This window comes from Yersinia alsatica, assembly GCF_902170305.1.
GTDB classification, from domain to species: Bacteria; Pseudomonadota; Gammaproteobacteria; order Enterobacterales; family Enterobacteriaceae; genus Yersinia; species Yersinia alsatica.
Genome location: NZ_CABHWW010000002.1, coordinates 1 through 15,959 on the forward strand (window position 1 = coordinate 1; position 15,959 = coordinate 15,959).

Sequence of the window (15,959 nt, forward strand, 5' to 3'; positions counted from 1 at the left end):
GCCACCAGTTTCACCGCGCCTTTCATCGCCTCATCCCCGAATATCACTTTCAGGTATTCGGCTTGCTGTGCGGTGCCGAGCTTGTTCTTTTTAAACGAGCGGTCAATGTCTTTGAGGATTTTCTCCACCGGCAACATATTGCCCTTGCTGTCGCGGGTGGTTATTCCCAGTTCCCGCAAGGCTTCCGGGGCTTTACCTATCGGAGCCTGTAACCGGCTAAACACCGCACTGGTACTGGTGCCGGCCATACTGCCCTTGATGCCGTTATCCGCCAGCACACCGAGTAACGCGGTAGTATCTTCAATGCTGGCCCCGGCGGCCTCGGCAATCGGGGCCACGTATTTCATCGCCTCGCCCAGCTCTAACAGGTTGGTGTTAGAGCTGGTAAAGCCTTTCGCCATCACGTCTGACACGCGCTTAATCTGGTCTAACGGCAGGTTAAATGCCGATTGCATGTTGGTGACAATATCCGCCGCCTCGGCGATATCCACGCCGGACGCCAGCGACAGGTTAAGTGATACGGGGCAGCACGACAATCAACGCATCGACATCGGAATTAGCCACATCGGCCAGACGCACCCCGCGCAGGGTTCCGGCATTGGGGCGGTTGACTTCGATTTCAGTAATCAGGGTATCGCCACGCTTAACCGGTGTGTCCAGTACCACCAGATTCTCGTTAACGTCGGCGGCGGGTTCAGTTTTAACAGTCACTTTTTTCATGGTTTTTTCCAGTTCAGTCAGGGAGGGCCAGCGGGTTTACACTGGCCATCAGGGTTTAGCGGCCAATGGCCTTGCGTTGGGCTTCCAGCAGGTCAACACCGTTAACCCGCTCAATCAGGTTAACCACGTCAATCTCGATCACGTCTTTGCCGTCAATGGTCAGTTTGTAGTAGGTGCATTGGGTGGACACTTTGGTTTCGGTGTCTTCCCCTTGCTTGGACTCGCCACCGTCAATTTCTTTATGGCGGCCACGCACTTCGACATCGACCGCTATGACTTCGCCGGTGTCGTCACGCTGATAAGCGCCGGAAAAACGCAGCGGCACCGCATCAACTTTGGGCGCGCCCCATTGCTGCAATACAAACTCGTCAAGGCCGCCCATTGACCATTCCATGGTGAGCGCATCGTCATCCAGACCTAAATCAATTGGCGCAACACCGTTCATCCCTGCGCCCCGGTAGTTCTCCAGCTTGCGGGTCAGTTTTGGCAGGGTAATGGCGGACACAATCCCCATGTAATCCCGACCATCGTTAAAAACGTTCATTAATTTCAGCTTACGTGGCAGTGCCATAAGTCAGGGTTCCTTAGCTGTTGACGGCAGCGGCAAAGTTCACCAGATATTTATCGGTGATACGCTGGCGCAAGGTGAGGTCTTCCAGTGGTGGCACTGGAGTGTAGTCGTAATCAATAAACAGCTTGCCCGCTTTCAGGGTGTCTTTATCGTTGGCGCTGTCGTCATACCAGCATGTGCCGTCAATAATCAGCCCGGCGGATTTCATTTCGCGGAATTTGGCGTTGATGCTGCCAATCATGTCGCGTACCAGTGTGGGGTGCATCGGGCGGTCAATGGCCCACAACTGCGCCTCGGCCATGGTGTCAGCCAGAATTTGCGCGGTGCGGGTGTAGTTCTCGAAAGCAAACAGCGGGTCATCAGAGCAGGTGCGCGAACCCCAAAACTTGAAGCCGTCTTTACGGATTAGCGTGGTAACACAGGCTTGGTTAAGCAGGTCAGCATCAGTGCCGACGGTCTGTAAATCCCAATAGACACTGGCACTGATACCGGTGACGCCATTCACCCCAACGTTAGACAGGGTTTTGTGCCAGCCGGTATCGGTGTCAATCTTGGCGCGCAGGCCAAGAGCACGCGCCGTGGCATAGGCAATATCGGTGCTGTTGGCGGTGGTGTTCCAGCTCAGAAAATCCGGCCAAATCAACATCAGCTCACGCTGACTGAAATTGTCGCGGTATAACATCGCTTCGGAAAGAGTTTTACAGCCGTAGGCGCTGATATAACCAAAGGCGCGCAACTTCTGGCAAATATCCGCCAGTGCTGTTGATACCGCCAGATTATCCAGCCCCGGCACACCGAGAATGCGCGGGCGCACACCGGTGACAGACTGCGCATCTAACAGCGCTTTCATCCCGGTATAACGGCCGTTCTCGTCTGCGCCGCCGATAATATTAGACGTGGTTTCAGCTTCATCTTTGCCGGTCGCCACTCGCACCACAATAGTGACCGGGCGCGACTGTTCCGCAATCGCCAGCAATGACACGGCCAGTGTGCCTTTTTTACCGGCTTTACCGGCTTTACCGGCGGCAGCCAGTACATTGGTAATTAGCACCGGAGTGTTGAGGGGGAAAGTTTCCGGGTCGGCATCCTCGGCGGTGCAGACCATGCCGACAATGGCGGTGGATACAGTAGAAATAACGCGGGTGCCGTCGTTGATTTCGAGGACACGCGCGCCGTGGTGATAATCACTCATGGATTAACTCTCTGTTGGTTGAGGGTGAGAGTATGGTGACGACTTACTACGCGGGGAGCGATTGATAGGGGATGTGTGGAAAATGGCACAACAAAAAGCCCCGCAATCGGGGCCAAAATAAAAGATTAAGCAGACAGCGGCGGCCAGACTGGGGCGCGATAGCCCTGATTCACTGCTTCAATCAACAGCCATTGAGGCAGTTCGGGTAAACCAACGTTTGTTACTCCGTTCCTGCCTCAGTATTTACTTCTATCTCATTTTCTAAATGAGATTTTATTTCTGATTCTGTTGCCTCCCTTGCGCCTGTTATTTTGTCACCGGTATAAATAAACCCATCGCTATTGATATAAAATTTAATTTTAATATTTTCCATGATTTCACCTAATACCAGATTCTGAATATATAACGCCAGTTATTTACGGCGGAGTTAGTGACTAATGCCCCTGATGCTCTGTCTATAAATTCGATACCTGAAACGCCGGAGCCGACAGCGGGTGTAAATAGTCTGATGTCTGTCAATGACAAGCCAGGTGCAATAGATAAGGTATGATATTCAACAGCCTTTATTGTGAACGATGCGGATACTGCTGTATCACCAACGGCATATCCGTCACCCGCTATTGCTCGTTTCAGAACAACATCACATTTGCAACGCAGTAAATCTAATCCAGCCAAACCGTGAGCAGTAATTGTCATGGTGTTATTTACTGGCGTGTATTCGTTTGATACCCAAAGCCGGGTATTTGGAGCATCAACTTTCATGTAGCGGGCATCACCAATAGAAATGTCTGGAACATTTGTGCTTCCCGTTCCTATGGTCCTTTTAGCTGCATCGCCCAAATCAAGGTTTGTGAGAGTCTCAGCCAGTGCGGCTGGCCCCTTTGCTTTAATCTCAGATAACAGGTTGGCAATCTGTAAATATTGGTCGTGCGGATTAGCGCCTTTTCCGTGGTCGTCCAATGCTTTCGCCGCTGCTTCGGCGACTGTTTTGACCGCTTTCGGTGTGGCGGCTAACACTTCGCTATCGCTGGTTGTGGCACTGCTTAATTTAACAAAACCTTTAGCGGTTAACGATGCATCGGGATGATTGCGCGATTTCTCATGCTCGGTGAGCAGGTTGTCAGCGTATTGCTTAACCTCAATCACCTTGTCATCCACATACTTACGCGTTGCCAGTACCACGGATGGGGCGATTTTCAATGTGACCGCCGCCGTGCTGCTGACAATTAAAATCACTCGAATAGTTTGGGTGCGGCCGCTGCCCTCTTGCAGTTGTGGTTTATAGGTTTCGGCACAGTTGGCAATGGCAATCAAATCACCGTCTTTATCCAGCAAGCCAATCTCTCGGATCCACCACCCCCCCTCGGTTTCAGGAATAACCTGCTCCGCAATAATCTGACTGGTATTAATGGGGTCAACAGCCAGCATATTCAGCGCGGCGCGGCGTTGTTCATTGACCAGTTGGGTTTGTGCCGGGTTAGGTGTTGGCAGTGCTCCGCCACCATCCCCGACCGCCATGTGGGTAATCTCTAAGCGGGTGCCGAGCGCGGTGGCATTCGCCAGCTTGGCCGCGCCGATGTTGGTCAGTAAAGCAAAGAATTTCGCTGTCATGGGGTCACTCTCAGGTCATCAATAATATGGACGGCGGCGCTGGTATAATCCTCGCCGGTCACGGTTATGGTTTCAGGTAAATAGGGGTACACGGTCAGCTCATCACCGCTGTAACTGACAGCAGCAACATACAGCGGGCCACTGCTATCAAGATTGATAGACAGGCCGACTAAGTGGCGGCTGCATGGTTTGGCGTCATCTATCAGCCGCTCAAGCTCTTGATACATTTCTTCGGTAATGCCGGTTTCCAACACGCCAACATCGAGGCGAAAAGTGCCGGGGGTTTCGTTGGTCTTCCACCACTCGATCACTTTAATGAGATAGCCCAGCGGCTCGACCACGCGACGAATTGCGCCGATGGTGCCTTTGTGTTTGTGGACATACTGCGAGGACTTCACCACCGCACGTTTGGTGGCTTCCGGCCATTTCTCATCCCAGCGGTCCACCGACCACGCCCACGCCAGATAGGGCAACAATGGCAACGGGCACGTGTCTGCGTTCCACAGCTGGCGAATCGGAACGGGGATGTTTTCCAGCTCGGCGCAGGCGTGGGCGGCGGCCACTTCCAGCACCGAGGAACCGACAGGCAGTAAGCGGTCAGTCATCGGTGCCCCCGACAGTAATAGTGCTGCCGGTGCACCAAGCCGCCTGCGTTTTATCCAGTACCACATCAGCCAGCGGGGCATTGATTACCACCCGCTGGACACCCTCAACATGCAACGCGGCATAGAGCGCCGACAACAGAGTTTCGTAGTCCAGTTCTTCCACCACAAAGGGCGCAGGTAACAGGCTCAGATCGATGGTTGCCATAGATTCAGCTCACAGGAATGGTTAAAGACAGAGGGGCCGCGCTGTCGGTGCGGGTGCCGGTGATATCCACCACCATTTTTCCGTCAAAAGTGGTGTCAAAGGTGATGCCAGTCAGCCTGACCCTCGGCTCCCAGCGCAGAATGGCGCTGTAACTGGCGGCCATAATTTGCAGGCGCAAGGCCGGATTTTGTGGCTGGTCAATCAGCTCAGATAGCAGTGAGCCATAAGCGCGGCGCATTACCCGCGAACCGACCGGCGTAATCAGAATGTCGGCGATGGACTGGCTGATATGGTCAGCGTCGGTAATGGTCTGCCCGGCGTTGCGGCTCATGCCGAGGTATTTGGCTGTGGTCATTGAATCCCCTCAGTGTAACTACCACCGCGCTGTACGCCGCCGTGGTCATGGTCATCAACCACCACGCCATTGGATGAGAACTTACCGCCGGAATGTTCAATATCGCCGCTCATCTGGCCGCCTTTCTTCACGCTCAACGTGGCGGTAGTCAGGTTATTGGTGCATTCCACTTCCGGTGTATCCAGCAGGATTTTGACTGAGGCGGCGCAGGTGATAGAGGGGGCGGTAACATTCACCGATTCGCTGGCATTGATAACCGCCGTTTTGATGCCATCAGCCTGTAACTCGCCGCTGTCAGGTTCATAGTGCAGCGTGGCACCATCAGGAAAGGCGATATACAGGCCATCCGCCGAGGCCGACGGCGGCGGGAAGTCATCAGAGAAAATACCCGGCAGCACAAAAGCGGTATCCAGCTCACCGCCGAGGGACAAGATCAACACCTGCTCACCCTTGGACGGTGCCCACCATGATCGCGATTGACCGGCGCGCAGCGTCAGCCAGTTTAGCCAGCAAGTGGTATTGTCCCCTGTCGCCACACGGCACAGGGCTTGGTCGAGATCGACCTCGGCCACCGTACCAATACGGATAAGGTTGCGCAGCAGGCGCAGAATTTCAGTTAGTTGGGTTTGAGTTTGCATGGGGGAAGCATGCTATCGGAAATGGTAATCTTCAATCTGATAGGGTTGTAAGAGCTTTAGCACAACAAAGCTTGAAATAACTTTCTAATCACTAAATTGATAGTAATTTACTATCGATAAATTTTCAGTATCACATTTTTCATGGTTATCTTTATTTCTGGGACAATATAATGGAAGAAAAAGAATTCTTTAGTCATGGGGATGTACGGGTTACAAACGCTCGTTTTACGGTAAGCGGTGCAACTTATGCAATGAATGGCGTTACATCAGTTAAAAAATTACAGATAAAGCACTCAAAGGTAGGCCCAGTAATTTTAGCTATTATCGGTGCTCTGGTTACATTTAACACTGGTGGCGAGGCTAGGATTATTGGAGTCTTGATGTTATTAACTGCTCTTTTTTGGTTTGGAAAAATAAAACCAGAATATGTCGTCGTACTTAATAGCTCATCAGGAGAAGCCCCGGCATTAAAAAGTCATGACAAAAATTATATACAAAGTGTTATTAATGCGCTGAATGAGTCAATAATTTTTCGAGGCTAACGCTCTTATTTATATATTTCATCAAGGGCCGAATTTTAAATTATTTGACCCTTAATGAGTAATTCTAGAATGGTATATCATCATCAAAAGGATCAGGAAGGTCAAAAATGGTAATGGCTTGCTTACTCCATTTACTTAGAGGGATTATTTTTAGCTTTAGCTCATCATCAAATATATTTCTTTTCACTCTAATACATTTTTTGAATTTTTGATGATCAAAGTCGTAATGCTCATTGGGTGAAGTTGCCTCATCATATTCAAAGCCTCTGGCTGAAAGAAGTTCAGATAGCTCATTGAAATCGAAAAAACATACCCGATATCTTATGTCTGCTACTTTTTTAATGTCATTAAAAGCTGGGTGAGTGAACATTAATACTTCTTTGATTACAGCATCATCATTTTTTTGCTTAGTTAAAAGTGAAACTAAGTTATTAAGCGTCTCGGTTGTATTCTTTAAGTCTGTTATCATCTCAACCTCGCTCAGGCGAGATGTAGACATAAGAAGTCGTTGAAATAATCCAGCCCACTGCTCCTTTAAAAACCTCAATATATCTTCAGATGTTTCAAATGACTCAACAGGATTACCTACTTGCAATGAGTAAATGGACTCAATAAATTCAAATATTTTGACATTGTCAACCGATACAGGTTTAAAACCTTTAACATCCCGATTTGGAATGTAGGTGTAATATTCTGAATGAACTGATTTTTCTATGAAAATATATATTTGTTTTCCTTTTTTAATTGCCTCTTTAATTTCATTTTGAGTTATTGAATTTTCATTAGACTTAGATTGACTACCATACTTGCCTCCAATAATTGCAATTAGCATATCGCAATTATTTATTTCTCTATAACAATACTCTTCAAGTGAGTTATCTTTCCCATATGGAACATGCCCCCTCTCAAAAAGGATCGCTTCGTAACCAATTTCTTTTATAAATCTCTCTAAATTAGCTCTTATACTTCTTAAGTCAAAAAAAGTAGAGCTTACGAAAATGCGAGGTTTTGCCATGATAACTCTGCAAGAATATAGTTTGTTGAATAATATCCATACTTATTAAGTGGTGTCAATGTATTAAAAAATTTTACTAATCGTGTGATAGTGCCTCAAGTATTATCTTTTCAATAAGATAGAATTCGACTTTGCTAAACCCCAGCAACGGTCGCTCGTCATATTGCACATCTTTGCTGTGCACGTTTGGGCGGTCACGCAGGCCAAAATGATGCACCCGCGCGATACGTTCAACACGTCCGGCAAATTCGACCACCGCCTCGTCAGTGCTGCCGCTGGCTTTGATATAGCGTGCGGTGCGTAACTTGGCGAACATTTCCTGTTTAATTCGGCCCTTTGGCTTACGCAGTGGTTGTGATTTACGGGTGGCATATGGGCTACCGTCTGGCGCTTGCTGGCGTTTAATCCGCTGTTGTTGACTGGCCCGCAGCCGCTTGGCAACCGTGACCGCCAGCGCTTTACGCGCCTTGGGGGACAAATTGGCAATCAGCCCGGCCAGTGCATCATCAAAGGGGTTCAGCTCATTCATTTGACTGTTTCACCGTTAAAATAGATGGCTGTTGGCCGTGATGACATACCCGGCCAAGTCGGCTCTAACGCATGGTTAACATGCAATGCGCCGTCGACCTCTTTCACAATGGCGCGCTCAGTCAGTTGCAGGTCGATACGGATATCACTCAACACATCGCTAATCACATCAACTTTATGAATAAAGCCGCTGCGGCACTTTTCTTCTGTTGCCATGATATCCGGTTGATGCTCCCGCAGCCATGCCAGAATCGGCACAAAGAGATAATCAACATCACTGGGAAAATCCTCAATAAACAAGGTGAGCTGATATTGATTTTCAAAAGAGAGCGACGGGGCCAGTGTTGAGACAATGCGCCCGCCATCAACAAACATTTTCAGTCGCTCTGGGCTAGTCTGGAACAGTGGCAGACTGTCGGTTAAGGCTTGGCGTAGCAGTTTGGGTTTTAACATGATGCTGTTCCTGACACTGTTTCACGGCTTCCACTTGAAGCCCGCAGGCCACCAGTGCGGCTTCTAATTGGCGAATATCGGCACTTAAATCACCATTAACCGCCGGACTGCTGCCCGGTAGCGGGCAACTGTTCACTGTCGGACAGCCAACGTAAATAATCGTGGGGGCTGGCGAACGCGGGACGCTGGTGCAGCCGGATAACGTCAGCAGGCAAAGCAGTAGCAAACCAATCACGCAAGGCTTTATTTTCATTGAGTAACCTTTGAATTCTCTGTTCACGAGAGAGTGACAAGGTGCTGGCGTGGCTCAGTGATTGCCGTAATGCCAGCTCATTCTCGCTCTGTTGCCGGGCCTCATCTTGCAGGCGGGTTATTGCGTTGTCCCGGCTCTCAATCCCGGCTGATAAAGTGCCAATCTCAGTCTTGGCGCTGTCTAAATCTTTTTTTAGGGTATGGGCGTGCCACGCCAGCAACCCCATCATCGAAAGGTATAAAACGATTATTGTGCGCATATCAGACCCCGCTCAGGCAGTGTGTTTGCTCGGTGGTGCGGCGACGTTCTAGCCCTTTGGTTTTCACGCCGTTGACATACACCCAGCGTGGCAACTGATTGCAGGCGCTGCGCCAGTCGCCCTTGTTGACAAAAAAGGCCAGCGTCGAGCGGCAGGCAGCACCGGTGCCGACATTAAAGGCGAACGACACTACCGCGTCATACACCGGTTGTGGCATGGCAAGCGGCATACAGACGGCGATTGCCCGCTCAACCCGTTGCACATCCGCTACCAGATTGACCGCCACCTGTCGCTCACTGATAACGCTACCCGGCTTAACTCCGGCCGTGTGGCCGATGCCATTTGTCCAAACGTTGGCGCTACACTGGTAGGCGTTGAGCTGGCAGCCCTCATAGTCGGCAATCAGTTTTAGCCCGGTGGCCGATGTTTTTAAGGTCTGGTAGTTCGGCAAAGTGGCAGCCAGCGCCAGAATGACCCCGACCAGACAGCGCTTAACGATTGAGTTCATCGAACACCTCCCGCCTGATAACCACTTCTTTCAGCAAGAAATAGCTCTTGCGCCGGTAGTACCAGTTAATAAGACAGGTCGCCGCAGCGGCCACCGCCGCCACATAAAACGCGATATCTTGCGGACTCAGTGCGCCAATAAACGCCAGTACCAGCGCCAAGACATAGGCTACCGCAGAGCTGATTTTCTCCATTTTCAATCCCATAATTGAACGGTTTCACGTTGGGCCGCCGGGGCCATGTCGGGTAAATCCACCGGGTAGCCATGGGGCAGAATGGCCCCCTGTTCCGACAGGCCCGGATTCGCGTCATAGACTTGCTCCAGCACATCTTGGGTGCGGCCGTAATGTCGCCAGCACAGTGCATCGAGCGTGTCGCCTTGCAACGCGTAGACCCGCATCAGATAAGGCCAATAATGTTGTGGGGCTGACCGGCAATGTTGCGAATGCTAATCCGCGCATCACGCCACAACTCATCAACGGTGCTTTCAATGGTTTCAGCCCGTTTATCACCGCGCGCGCTGGCGTCATAGCCGCGATAACGTTCAGCCAGCAGCGCGGCAGTAATGGCGCAGACTGCGCGCTGGTACTCGGCCAACTGGATACTTTCGCCGTCCAGTTGCTCGGCCTGCACCTCGGCCAGTGTTTTAAAGCCCGCGGCCATCTGGTCACGGCGGTACTCGTACAGTTCAGCGTTAACCTCGGCAATAGCGCCTTTGATAGTGAAACGCAGGCGTTCAGCGGTGACGGTTCCCTCAAGGCGCAACAATTCACGCAGTTTTATCGGGTCAACCGCAGGCCAGAAAAAGGTATTTTCAATCACCGGTTCGGCCGTTTTGTCTGGCCGTGGCGCGGGGATAACAACAGTGGTCATGGCAACCTCAATATCAGAATGGGTGGGCGGTGGACGATGGCGTTAACAGGGTAAAATCGGTTGCGGCCATCGTGCCGCCCGGCTCGGGGAGCGTTCGGGTTAGCGGCTGGCGGCGTTCTTTAGCTTCACGGCCAGCCGCTCAATGTCTTTCTTGACGCCACAACCGGTGTGCAGTTGGAGTGCGCGATGGAGGTGGCTTAGGGCCAGTTCGCCCCGTCCACTGTCACGCAGCACATAACCGGTCATTTTGTGCAGTTTGGCGCGCACTTGGTCGGGCATGTCTTCATCTTCCATCAGCTCAATGGTTTGCAGCAGAGGGTCAACGTCAACCGGTTTACCGGTGGCATAGGCGCGCGCCGCAGCGTCCGCGACTTCCTCAGCAATCAGGTAAGCCAAGCACACCATTAATAACGGCCGTCTGGAATATGACACCGGCCACACTGATATCACCCAGTCATTTATGGCCATTCGCAAAACCATGACCGCCAGCGGCAAGAGTTCGACTTATGTTGCCAGCCGCAGCGAAGAAGCCAGCCACGCCGATGTGGCGTGGGCGATTATGCATGCCCTGTTAAATGAACCCCTTACCGCGACATATGGCGGTCATAGCCCTAATTTCTTGGAGTTTTACGGATGAGTAAGCGCAAAGGCCGCAAGGCATTGAATCGCCCGGCAACCAATCACACTGCCAGCCAACAGCAGCCGGTGGAGGCGTTCACCTTTGGCGAACCCTCTGCCGTTCTTGATAAGCGGGAAATACTGGATTACATCGAATGCACTGGTAACGGAAAATGGTATGACCCGCCTATCAGCTTTGACGGCTTGGCGCGCAGCTTCCGGGCGGCGGTGCATCACAGCTCACCGCTGTATGTGAAACGCAACATACTGGCGAGCACCTTTATCCCTCATGCCATGCTCAGTCAGCAGGCATTTAGCCGCTATGCGCTGGATTATCTGGTGTTTGGCAATGCTTTTTTAGAGCTGCGCCGCAATCAACTCGGCGCACCACTGCGCCTCGACCCCAGCCCGGCCAAGTACACCCGCCGTGGATTAGAAAAAGATTGCTATTGGTTTGTGCAGAACTGGAAAGATGAACACTCGTTTGCCGCTGGTAGCGTTTTCCACCTGATAGAACCAGATATTAATCAGGAGCTTTACGGCCTGCCGGAATATCTTAGCGGCTTAAATTCGGCATGGCTGAATGAAGCGGCCACGCTGTTTCGCCGCAAGTATTACCAGAATGGCGCTCACGCGGGATACATCCTGTATATGACTGATGCGGCCCAAAGCAGCAGCGATATTGAGGCGATGCGTAAAGCGATGCGCGACACCAAAGGGTTAGGCAATTTCCGTAACCTGTTTATGTATGCACCCAACGGTAAAAAAGACGGCATCCAGATTTTACCGTTGAGCGAAGTCGCCACTAAAGATGACTTTTTCAATATCAAGAACGCCACCCGTGACGACCTGCTCAGTGTGCACCGGGTGCCACCGCAGATGATGGGGATTATTCCCAACAATACCGGTGGTTTTGGTGACGTGGCGAAAGCCTCACAAGTCTTTGTCCGTAACGAGTTAACGCCATTGCAAGAACGACTGAAAGAGGTGAATGACTGGATAGGGGAAGAGGTAGTGAAGTTTAAAGAGTACAGGCTAATTGAGGTAAATGAATAGAACTTAGCCGATTAAGGATTTACCCCCCATAAAAAGGTAAGTAAAATATCATCGCATGTTAGCTATGCATTTAATTAATTATTTCAATTTGTATTTTTAACTTTGTTTTTGTTGATTGTACTAATGGAGATTTAGATGAAAGTTTATCCTAAAGTGGAGCTTGGGGAATGGATCACTATTGAGAAGCATAATTGTGTCATTAGAAAAATCTACGCCCCTTCCTTGCAATCTTCTGTGGGGCAAGTGGTCTTTAATAAAAATAAGCCAACTACTCATGATTTTGAGTGGAGTGGAGATTGTTGGGTCTTTTCTGAGTCTAGTGACTTTGGTGGTTATGTACATGAAAGCGACAAATATGTACAAATATTGAAAAAGGGTAGATATTAACCTTAACGGTTCAGATTATATTTATTCAAATATTACCCCGTATAGCACCTAAGAACGGTAATTATACGGGAAAAAGGAGTCTTTTATCCTTTACTGCTTTTTGGGTCATCTTTCCGTTGATATGTTCTTTCTTCCTGAATTCTCCCATCTTCTTTATGTATTTTGACTGAGCCAACCTTGTTAGACATAAACTCACGTGTTTGATCTATCGCAGCTTGTTTAGTATCGGCTGTAATACTTGCGCGACTATTTCCTTCTTTAGTAAGTTTCCATTTATCGCCATCTTTCGTAATGTGATAGTTATCCATCAAAATCCTCACGTGGTAATTTATTGAATATAAACAATTTTCATTTTAAGTGTTTATATTATAGGCACATTAGAATATTTAACATGCGTATTAGGTCTCATTATTCTTAAATTACTTTAGTACCTTAATATCGTGGCTTGACCCAGAAACACATTCTTTAGTGAACAATAGTGTGAAGTGGCTTCGATAAGCGAAAAGATGATGTTCCAGAGCTTACTGCGCGCAATGCTATCCCCGCCACGCCTGCGCGCTTTGCAGATCGCTTTTCATGCACTTGCATGATCCATTGAGATCCGCGTCGTGGCTGGCGCTAACAGGGGAAATAGGGGAGGGGATCATCATGCGGAATCATGCACTATATGCATGCATGGCCCAAATCACGATGGGAGGCCATACACGCATCGTCTTATCGGAAATTTATCAGTGCGATTTTTTACCGTCGGCGTTATAGAAAATCTCATCATAATTTTGGCTCGTCACTATCTGGCTGGTCAGGTCTGATATCAACGACATGGCGACAAGAAATTCGCTATTACTGCATTGTGCAACTTGCGAAACTTCAGCAATAAACTTAATTCTTGAAAGCGTTAGTTCTCTTTTATCAACGGGTTCCATGCAGGCTCCTTATTTTACTGTATTTATATACAGTATTAAGTAAAAGGTTATACAGGTCAATACTGTAAACGGCTGTTTAGTTAAATCAGAGGCTTGTGACGAGCTATATGTTGTAAAAATAATCCGATGTGACGCGTCACAATGGTTTAATTGCACTAATTAATAAGCTATTGACGCCTTGGGTTTGCCAGCAAGCGGCCTCACCGCGTAAACAACACCCATTTGGATCACCCGGTAATGTGTCACCACATCGACCACAACGCTGTTTACCCAGTTCAGCCAGTTGCTCTTTTAGTCGCTGGTTGTCTTGGCGAATAAGTAGCGCGATATATTCAGGTAAATCATAGGCAGGTCGGAACAGACGCCGGGCGGCCATGCCCTCGGTCAACATGGCGTATTCTTCTGGCTCAAGCCGGGCGCGAATTTCATTGATACCGGCGGATTTATCACGCTGGCGCTGTGCCTGTTTACGGGTAGTTGCAGCGGTTTTAGTCATGAGCTTTCTCTCAGGTAGATTAATCATCGAATTCCGGCCAGTCGGACAGGGCCGGATACTGAATAACATCACCGCCAAACGACATTTTGGCCCCACGGGCTAACGATTCCAGCTCCCAGCGTTGGGCGCTGATATCTTTCAGCAGTAAATCATTGCGGATTTGGGGGATGCGCTGGCGTTCTTCACGGGTCAAACGGGCTGACGGGGCAATAAGTCGGCCTTTGGTTGGGTTATAACTACGTTGTGCCTTGCTAATCGTTGGCTGTTTCTCTTTAACACGGGCCACAATCGCCCTCACGGCGGCAGTGTCCGACCAGTCAATAACGGCGTCCGGTGGGTATTCCATCGCCACCACAGGCGTTTTAGCCTGCCCGTTGGGGTCATTTGGTGCTTGTGTGTTTCCACCTAACCCACAGTTATTGACAGGACTCCGAGGCGCGCCAGAGGCGCTTTTCAAAGCCAAAAGCTCAACGTCAACGGCACCCGAAACAATGCGCCATTGGGTTGTGCGGGTTTCATGAACATGGTCAGCGCCCAAGTGCGGCGCATAAATGCCGACAACTTTCTGTACTTCTTCATCGTAGGCGTTGAGTTCATCGGCGACGCGCTTGGCTAAACGGACAGTCTGATTACCGCAATTGGTACCACCTTGCGCGATGATATAGGCAGCAAAATCACCCTCGTCAGCAGCATGGCGCACGGCTTCCACGGTTTCGTCGAAAATCTCGGCCAGATTAATAGAGCGAATACGGCGGCACTCGCGATAGACGCCCATGGAGGGAAGCCCAATCGGGCGAAACTGAGGGATGCGCCACGTTGCCGCCCACGCTGTTACCGCCGCAGCGGAGTCAGTCAACAGCTCACCGGTTTCATGGTCACGTTCACCCTCAAGCGCGTAGCCGTCGATATTCTTGGCAATATATTTAGCGATGTAGCCAGCGGCCCCGCCTTTGTTCATGTGCTTGCACTCAAAGCGATATTTAGCGGCTCCGCGCTCGTCACCATCTTCTTTCAACGCATAGCGGCGCATGATGTCAATAATCTGCTGGCGCTGACGACGTTGGCAAAACAGCATCATGTGCCAGTGCGGCGTGCCATCATGGTGTGGCTCAACCACCCGCATTCCGTAGACGCTTAATTCGTTGTCTTTAAAAGCGGTGCGCATTTTGCTCCAAATCTTGCAGAGATAACGCTGGCCGTCTTTTGGTGAATAGGCTTCATCATTCCACTTATGATTAAGCTGTACTTTCTCGTTGTCGCCTTTCCCAATAACGCGAGTCGGGTGGTATTTTGACGGTGTGGTGATGGTCAGGAACATGCCGACGTGCTTTTGCCCGGCCGCATATTTTTCAGTAAAAGCGATGGTGTTCATTAACTCCATACGGCGAATTTCTGGATTAGAAATACTCGCCATCACCTTATCAATCAGGTCGATGCGCTCACCGGTTTCAATGTTTTCTAACTGGCAGCTTTTGAGATATTCCAGATTAGACTGGCGACGGGCGAACACTTCACGAATGGCCTGCTTACTGGCATATGAGGACGCCAAGGCATCCCGGCTAACATTACCGACAGCAATCAATAACGCTTCCCGCCAGCGGGTACGCTGTGCTTTGAGTTTGCGCTCCCACCATTCAGGATTAACCAGCCGTGACAGGCTGGCGATAGCAGAAGTGATATCTAACCGGCCTTTCAGGTATTTGCGCCAGTGCATCGGCGTGATATTAAAAGCGCGCGCCATTCTGGCAAGATCGCCATAAATACGAACCTGTATATCGGTCTGCAATAAAACAGCTCTTTCGCCCTGATTAGCCTTAATGCATTCATCACAATGATGGTTGTAGGCCACCATTAGCTCATCACCGATTTTGCGGGCAAAGCGGCGCAGCTCTTTATCGTGCATACCGGCCAAGCTGGCATAAGTTGAGGCATCAGTGGAAAAGCTCAGTGAGGCACTGAGGCGCATAACATTTTTGTTATTAACCACCTGAATGCGCGGCCAGATGCGCTGGTCAAAAACGAATGCCAGCCATTTGTTAGCATCATTTAGCCCTTTATTGGCTAACAGGTATCCGTAGCGAGAAATAAACTGATTACGCAGGAAGTGAGGGAGTTTATTTATATTGGCTAAAACAGCTTGCCCCTGAATCAG

23 protein-coding genes and 6 pseudogenes are annotated in these 15,959 nt (G+C 49.9%); 4 read left to right on the forward strand and 25 right to left on the reverse strand.

Annotated elements, in window-relative coordinates:
• The 11 genes and pseudogenes from FTA96_RS00015 to FTA96_RS00060 all read right to left on the reverse strand — a co-directional run.
• A pseudogene (locus tag FTA96_RS00015) lies at positions 1 to 515 on the reverse strand (phage tail tape measure protein); the annotation flags it as partial.
• Positions 514 to 720, reverse strand: a pseudogene (locus FTA96_RS00020) (phage tail assembly protein); the annotation flags it as partial. The pseudogenes FTA96_RS00015 and FTA96_RS00020, both read right to left, overlap by 2 nt.
• Before the next feature lie 55 nt (positions 721 to 775).
• Positions 776 to 1,291 carry a phage major tail tube protein gene (locus FTA96_RS00025; protein WP_145572917.1) on the reverse strand — a complete coding sequence of 172 codons (516 nt, stop codon included), beginning with the start codon at positions 1,289 to 1,291 and terminating at the stop codon, positions 776 to 778.
• A gap of 13 nt (positions 1,292 to 1,304) precedes the next feature.
• A complete protein-coding gene (locus FTA96_RS00030; protein WP_145572919.1) occupies positions 1,305 to 2,483 on the reverse strand; it encodes a phage tail sheath protein in 1,179 nt (392 codons plus the stop codon).
• 125 nt (positions 2,484 to 2,608) lie between these two features.
• Positions 2,609 to 2,698 (reverse strand): annotated as a pseudogene (locus FTA96_RS23430) (phage tail protein); the annotation flags it as partial.
• Between the two features lie 5 nt (positions 2,699 to 2,703).
• Positions 2,704 to 2,856 carry a hypothetical protein gene (locus FTA96_RS23190; RefSeq protein WP_186372832.1) on the reverse strand — a complete coding sequence of 51 codons (153 nt, stop codon included), beginning with the start codon at positions 2,854 to 2,856 and terminating at the stop codon, positions 2,704 to 2,706.
• Between the two features lie 8 nt (positions 2,857 to 2,864).
• Positions 2,865 to 4,094, reverse strand: coding sequence for a phage tail protein (locus FTA96_RS23435; protein ID WP_235897404.1), 1,230 nt, complete (start codon positions 4,092 to 4,094; stop codon positions 2,865 to 2,867).
• Positions 4,091 to 4,699, reverse strand: coding sequence for a phage tail protein I (locus FTA96_RS00045; RefSeq protein WP_145572921.1), 609 nt, complete (start codon positions 4,697 to 4,699; stop codon positions 4,091 to 4,093). The genes FTA96_RS23435 and FTA96_RS00045 overlap by 4 nt, the downstream gene beginning before the upstream one ends.
• Positions 4,692 to 4,835: pseudogene (locus tag FTA96_RS00050) on the reverse strand (baseplate assembly protein); the annotation flags it as partial. The pseudogene FTA96_RS00050 and the gene FTA96_RS00045, both read right to left, overlap by 8 nt.
• A 73-nt stretch (positions 4,836 to 4,908) precedes the next feature.
• Complete coding sequence (locus FTA96_RS00055; RefSeq protein ID WP_145572923.1) at positions 4,909 to 5,259, reverse strand: GPW/gp25 family protein; 351 nt, start codon at positions 5,257 to 5,259, stop codon at positions 4,909 to 4,911.
• Positions 5,256 to 5,897: a phage baseplate assembly protein V gene (locus FTA96_RS00060; RefSeq protein ID WP_145572925.1), complete on the reverse strand. Its 642-nt coding sequence runs from the start codon at positions 5,895 to 5,897 to the stop codon at positions 5,256 to 5,258. Before FTA96_RS00060 ends, FTA96_RS00055 begins: the two co-directional genes overlap by 4 nt.
• A 170-nt stretch (positions 5,898 to 6,067) precedes the next feature.
• On the opposite strand from FTA96_RS00060, the gene FTA96_RS00065 reads away from it, so the two are divergent.
• Positions 6,068 to 6,439 carry a DUF6232 family protein gene (locus FTA96_RS00065; RefSeq protein ID WP_145572927.1) on the forward strand — a complete coding sequence of 124 codons (372 nt, stop codon included), beginning with the start codon at positions 6,068 to 6,070 and terminating at the stop codon, positions 6,437 to 6,439.
• 64 nt (positions 6,440 to 6,503) lie between these two features.
• On the opposite strand, the gene FTA96_RS00070 is transcribed toward FTA96_RS00065, so the two are convergent.
• The 10 genes and pseudogenes from FTA96_RS00070 to FTA96_RS00115 all read right to left on the reverse strand — a co-directional run.
• Complete coding sequence (locus FTA96_RS00070; protein ID WP_145572929.1) at positions 6,504 to 7,454, reverse strand: DUF4062 domain-containing protein; 951 nt, start codon at positions 7,452 to 7,454, stop codon at positions 6,504 to 6,506.
• A gap of 76 nt (positions 7,455 to 7,530) precedes the next feature.
• Complete coding sequence (locus FTA96_RS00075) at positions 7,531 to 7,983, reverse strand: phage virion morphogenesis protein (protein WP_145572931.1); 453 nt, start codon at positions 7,981 to 7,983, stop codon at positions 7,531 to 7,533.
• Positions 7,980 to 8,435 (reverse strand): phage tail protein, encoded by a 456-nt coding sequence (locus tag FTA96_RS00080; protein ID WP_145572932.1) that lies wholly within the window; start codon positions 8,433 to 8,435, stop codon positions 7,980 to 7,982. Before FTA96_RS00080 ends, FTA96_RS00075 begins: the two co-directional genes overlap by 4 nt.
• A complete protein-coding gene (gene lysC / locus FTA96_RS23370) occupies positions 8,374 to 8,646 on the reverse strand; it encodes an Rz1-like lysis system protein LysC (RefSeq protein WP_235897405.1) in 273 nt (90 codons plus the stop codon). The genes FTA96_RS00080 and lysC overlap by 62 nt, the downstream gene beginning before the upstream one ends.
• On the reverse strand, positions 8,531 to 8,947 hold the full coding sequence (gene lysB / locus FTA96_RS23440) for an Rz-like lysis system protein LysB (protein ID WP_145572936.1): 417 nt from the start codon (positions 8,945 to 8,947) through the stop codon (positions 8,531 to 8,533). Before lysB ends, lysC begins: the two co-directional genes overlap by 116 nt.
• A gap of 1 nt (position 8,948) precedes the next feature.
• On the reverse strand, positions 8,949 to 9,455 hold the full coding sequence (locus tag FTA96_RS00095) for a lysozyme (RefSeq protein WP_145572937.1): 507 nt from the start codon (positions 9,453 to 9,455) through the stop codon (positions 8,949 to 8,951).
• The gene (locus FTA96_RS00100; RefSeq protein ID WP_145551744.1) at positions 9,439 to 9,648 is read right to left on the reverse strand and encodes an HP1 family phage holin; all 210 of its coding nucleotides are present in this window, start codon (positions 9,646 to 9,648) and stop codon (positions 9,439 to 9,441) included. Before FTA96_RS00100 ends, FTA96_RS00095 begins: the two co-directional genes overlap by 17 nt.
• 2 nt (positions 9,649 to 9,650) lie before the next feature.
• Positions 9,651 to 9,854, reverse strand: coding sequence for a tail protein X (locus tag FTA96_RS00105; RefSeq protein WP_145572939.1), 204 nt, complete (start codon positions 9,852 to 9,854; stop codon positions 9,651 to 9,653).
• Complete coding sequence (locus FTA96_RS00110) at positions 9,854 to 10,327, reverse strand: head completion/stabilization protein (protein WP_145533808.1); 474 nt, start codon at positions 10,325 to 10,327, stop codon at positions 9,854 to 9,856. Before FTA96_RS00110 ends, FTA96_RS00105 begins: the two co-directional genes overlap by 1 nt.
• A gap of 99 nt (positions 10,328 to 10,426) precedes the next feature.
• Positions 10,427 to 10,720, reverse strand: a pseudogene (locus FTA96_RS00115) (hypothetical protein); the annotation flags it as partial.
• On the opposite strand from FTA96_RS00115, the pseudogene FTA96_RS00120 reads away from it, so the two are divergent.
• The 3 genes and pseudogenes from FTA96_RS00120 to FTA96_RS00130 form a co-directional block, all read left to right on the forward strand.
• Positions 10,719 to 10,964: pseudogene (locus tag FTA96_RS00120) on the forward strand (phage terminase large subunit family protein); the annotation flags it as partial. The pseudogenes FTA96_RS00115 and FTA96_RS00120 overlap by 2 nt on opposite strands.
• Positions 10,961 to 12,001, forward strand: a complete 1,041-nt coding sequence (locus FTA96_RS00125) for a phage portal protein (RefSeq protein ID WP_145572941.1) — start codon at positions 10,961 to 10,963, stop codon at positions 11,999 to 12,001. The pseudogene FTA96_RS00120 and the gene FTA96_RS00125, both read left to right, overlap by 4 nt.
• Positions 12,002 to 12,136: 135 nt before the next feature.
• Positions 12,137 to 12,388 carry a hypothetical protein gene (locus tag FTA96_RS00130; RefSeq protein WP_145533826.1) on the forward strand — a complete coding sequence of 84 codons (252 nt, stop codon included), beginning with the start codon at positions 12,137 to 12,139 and terminating at the stop codon, positions 12,386 to 12,388.
• A gap of 83 nt (positions 12,389 to 12,471) precedes the next feature.
• On the opposite strand, the gene FTA96_RS00135 is transcribed toward FTA96_RS00130, so the two are convergent.
• The 4 genes from FTA96_RS00135 to FTA96_RS00150 form a co-directional block, all read right to left on the reverse strand.
• On the reverse strand, positions 12,472 to 12,696 hold the full coding sequence (locus FTA96_RS00135; RefSeq protein ID WP_145533830.1) for a DUF2188 domain-containing protein: 225 nt from the start codon (positions 12,694 to 12,696) through the stop codon (positions 12,472 to 12,474).
• A gap of 420 nt (positions 12,697 to 13,116) precedes the next feature.
• Positions 13,117 to 13,311: a hypothetical protein gene (locus FTA96_RS00140; RefSeq protein WP_129196568.1), complete on the reverse strand. Its 195-nt coding sequence runs from the start codon at positions 13,309 to 13,311 to the stop codon at positions 13,117 to 13,119.
• Positions 13,312 to 13,447: 136 nt separating this feature from the next.
• The gene (locus FTA96_RS00145) at positions 13,448 to 13,807 is read right to left on the reverse strand and encodes a hypothetical protein (RefSeq protein ID WP_145533833.1); all 360 of its coding nucleotides are present in this window, start codon (positions 13,805 to 13,807) and stop codon (positions 13,448 to 13,450) included.
• Between the two features lie 19 nt (positions 13,808 to 13,826).
• On the reverse strand, positions 13,827 to 15,959 hold a 2,133-nt coding region (locus tag FTA96_RS00150), incomplete at its 5' end, for a replication endonuclease (protein WP_145572943.1).

Excerpts from the sequence above, each read along its gene's own strand:
- FTA96_RS00025 (WP_145572917.1), bottom strand. The coding sequence starts at position 1,291 with ATGGCACTGCCACGTAAGCTGAAATTAATGAACGTTTTTAACGATGGT.
- FTA96_RS00030 (WP_145572919.1), bottom strand. The coding sequence starts at position 2,483 with ATGAGTGATTATCACCACGGCGCGCGTGTCCTCGAAATCAACGACGGC.
- FTA96_RS23190 (WP_186372832.1), bottom strand. The coding sequence starts at position 2,856 with ATGGAAAATATTAAAATTAAATTTTATATCAATAGCGATGGGTTTATT.
- FTA96_RS23435 (WP_235897404.1), bottom strand. The coding sequence starts at position 4,094 with ATGACAGCGAAATTCTTTGCTTTACTGACCAACATCGGCGCGGCCAAG.
- FTA96_RS00045 (WP_145572921.1), bottom strand. The coding sequence starts at position 4,699 with ATGACTGACCGCTTACTGCCTGTCGGTTCCTCGGTGCTGGAAGTGGCC.
- FTA96_RS00055 (WP_145572923.1), bottom strand. The coding sequence starts at position 5,259 with ATGACCACAGCCAAATACCTCGGCATGAGCCGCAACGCCGGGCAGACC.
- FTA96_RS00060 (WP_145572925.1), bottom strand. The coding sequence starts at position 5,897 with ATGCAAACTCAAACCCAACTAACTGAAATTCTGCGCCTGCTGCGCAAC.
- FTA96_RS00065 (WP_145572927.1), top strand. The coding sequence starts at position 6,068 with ATGGAAGAAAAAGAATTCTTTAGTCATGGGGATGTACGGGTTACAAAC.
- FTA96_RS00070 (WP_145572929.1), bottom strand. The coding sequence starts at position 7,454 with ATGGCAAAACCTCGCATTTTCGTAAGCTCTACTTTTTTTGACTTAAGA.
- FTA96_RS00075 (WP_145572931.1), bottom strand. The coding sequence starts at position 7,983 with ATGAATGAGCTGAACCCCTTTGATGATGCACTGGCCGGGCTGATTGCC.
- FTA96_RS00080 (WP_145572932.1), bottom strand. The coding sequence starts at position 8,435 with ATGTTAAAACCCAAACTGCTACGCCAAGCCTTAACCGACAGTCTGCCA.
- lysB (WP_145572936.1), bottom strand. The coding sequence starts at position 8,947 with ATGCGCACAATAATCGTTTTATACCTTTCGATGATGGGGTTGCTGGCG.
- FTA96_RS00095 (WP_145572937.1), bottom strand. The coding sequence starts at position 9,455 with ATGAACTCAATCGTTAAGCGCTGTCTGGTCGGGGTCATTCTGGCGCTG.
- FTA96_RS00100 (WP_145551744.1), bottom strand. The coding sequence starts at position 9,648 with ATGGAGAAAATCAGCTCTGCGGTAGCCTATGTCTTGGCGCTGGTACTG.
- FTA96_RS00105 (WP_145572939.1), bottom strand. The coding sequence starts at position 9,854 with ATGCGGGTCTACGCGTTGCAAGGCGACACGCTCGATGCACTGTGCTGG.
- FTA96_RS00110 (WP_145533808.1), bottom strand. The coding sequence starts at position 10,327 with ATGACCACTGTTGTTATCCCCGCGCCACGGCCAGACAAAACGGCCGAA.
- FTA96_RS00125 (WP_145572941.1), top strand. The coding sequence starts at position 10,961 with ATGAGTAAGCGCAAAGGCCGCAAGGCATTGAATCGCCCGGCAACCAAT.
- FTA96_RS00130 (WP_145533826.1), top strand. The coding sequence starts at position 12,137 with ATGAAAGTTTATCCTAAAGTGGAGCTTGGGGAATGGATCACTATTGAG.
- FTA96_RS00135 (WP_145533830.1), bottom strand. The coding sequence starts at position 12,696 with ATGGATAACTATCACATTACGAAAGATGGCGATAAATGGAAACTTACT.
- FTA96_RS00140 (WP_129196568.1), bottom strand. The coding sequence starts at position 13,311 with ATGGAACCCGTTGATAAAAGAGAACTAACGCTTTCAAGAATTAAGTTT.
- FTA96_RS00145 (WP_145533833.1), bottom strand. The coding sequence starts at position 13,807 with ATGACTAAAACCGCTGCAACTACCCGTAAACAGGCACAGCGCCAGCGT.